Source organism: Lacisediminihabitans sp., from assembly GCF_036404185.1.
Taxonomy (GTDB): Bacteria; Actinomycetota; Actinomycetes; order Actinomycetales; family Microbacteriaceae; genus Lacisediminihabitans.
In genome coordinates this window covers 1-1,844 of sequence record NZ_DASWPB010000033.1, presented here as the reverse complement: position 1 = coordinate 1,844, position 1,844 = coordinate 1, and the positions used below count along the sequence as shown (strand labels likewise).

The 1,844-nt window shown below is 66.9% G+C and carries 2 protein-coding genes; both read right to left on the bottom strand.

What is annotated here, in order from left to right:
• Nucleotides 1-1,287 (bottom strand): phospholipase C (locus VGC18_RS01700; RefSeq protein WP_331093572.1); only part of this gene is annotated, 1,287 nt, incomplete at its 3' end.
• Nucleotides 1,288-1,338: 51 nt separating this feature from the next.
• Nucleotides 1,339-1,844, bottom strand: a 506-nt coding sequence (locus tag VGC18_RS01695; protein ID WP_331093570.1) for a Dyp-type peroxidase, incomplete at its 5' end; no start/stop codon positions are given.

Sequence of the window (1,844 nt, the reverse complement as noted above, 5' to 3'; positions counted from 1 at the left end):
CGGGGCGACCTGGTCGTACCAGCCGTCGGAGTCGTCATAGCTGATCACGATGGCCGTGCTCGACCATTCCGGTGACTGCTGGATGGCGTTGATCTCCTTGACGAGGAAGTTCTGCTCGTCGATCGGGTCGGAGTTGCCCGGGTGGGCATCCTGGGCCTGTGCCGGCTTGAGGTACGAGACCGCCGGGAGGTTGTTCGCCGCGAGGGCCGCGTCGAAGTCCGTCATGTCGTAGTTGTGGTTCGCCTGGTCGGTGTGACCGATCGCCGCGACGGAGGTCGGGGGAAGGTGATGCGGATTCGAGGTCGACTCGTAGTACTCGAACGGCGAGTGGTGGGGGGAGTAGGAGACCGGGGAGACACCGCCGACGTTGCTCATGGTGGCCCCGCACACCGCGTAGCCGGTCGAGCTGGCGGCCGCCGTCACGGTCGGGGTGAACCCGCCCTGGAACCAGCCCCAGGTCACACCCCTGTCGTTGAGCAGGTCACCGACGTTCTTGCCCTGCATCTGCACGAGCGCGGAGTTCGCCGTGTGGTTGGTGTCCGCGCAGTCGTCGTAGTACGGATCGGGGTCGCCGGTCACCGTTCCGACGCCGTTCCCCGCCGGGGATGCAACCGTCGTGGTGCCCAGCATCGGGGCGCCGGTCTTCGAGTCGACGGGAAGTCCGCCGTGGGTCTGGCCGGAGATGAGGTTGAGCGCGCCAGGCGTCGACGGCCCGAAGGTCGCATCCCAGCTGTTGTCGCTCAACGCGAAGTTCTGGGCGTAGTTCCACTCGCCGGTGACGGTGTTCCCGTCGTAGTAGTCCATGACGATGCCGGGAGTGAAGAACAGCGGTCCCGTCGCGCATCCGCTCGCCGACTGGGTGTTCTCGACGAACCTGTCCATCGCGCCGCCGTTCTCGGCGGCCTGCTCCGGCGTGTAGTTGTGGTTCTGGCTGCAGGTCAGCGCCTGGGCATGGGTCAGCCGCTGCGGCTGGAACGCGTTCGGGTTGGCGGTGAGCAGCGTCGGATTGCTCGTGTAGTTGGTGGGCACCGGAGTGCCGGCGGCCGCGGTGAACGGGGTGCCGTCGGCGTTCGTCGCGGTCGGATAGGTGCCGAAGTAGTGGTCGAAGGACTCGTTCTCGTCGAAGATGACGACGACGTGCTTGATGGGTGTGGTGGTGTTGGCGGAATTGTCCACCGGGGCGGCGGCGAGGGCCCCGGGGACCGTCACCCCCAAACAGGCGATTCCCGCGATGGCGAGGGCGGCCGAGGCCGTCCACCCAACGCGGCTGCGGGTGATGCGAGGCATTGCGTGCTCTCTTTCTGTTGAGTTCCGTCGGATCGAGGAAAAATGCGGAGGTCAGGCGAGCAGCCGGCTGCCGAGCCAGTCTCCGGTGGTTCGGACGCCGGGGAGGGCGAAGAAGTAGCCGCCACCGAAGGGCGAGATGTAGTCGACGAGCGCCTCGTCGGCGAGCCGCTTCTGCACGGTGACGAACTGGCGCTCGAGGTCCTGGTTGAAGGTCGTGAAGACCAGCCCCATGTCGAGATTGCCGTTCGCGTCGAGGCCGGAGTTGTAGTTGTAGCCGCGGCGGAGCATCCTCGAGGACGCCGTCTCGGGGGTGCGGGGATTGGCGAGCCGGATGTGCGCACCCAGCGAGATCGCCTCCCCGGTCGGATCGTCGGCGAAGTCGGGCACATCCGATTCCCTGCTGCCGCTCTGCGGGGCGCCGTTGTCGCGTTCCCTGCCGATCATGTTCTCCTGCTCGCGGATGGAGACACGGTCCCAGAACTCGACGAGCATTCGGATGACCCGCACCACGTGATAGCTGCCGCCCTCGGTCCACGACGGCTCGCTGCCGTCGGTCC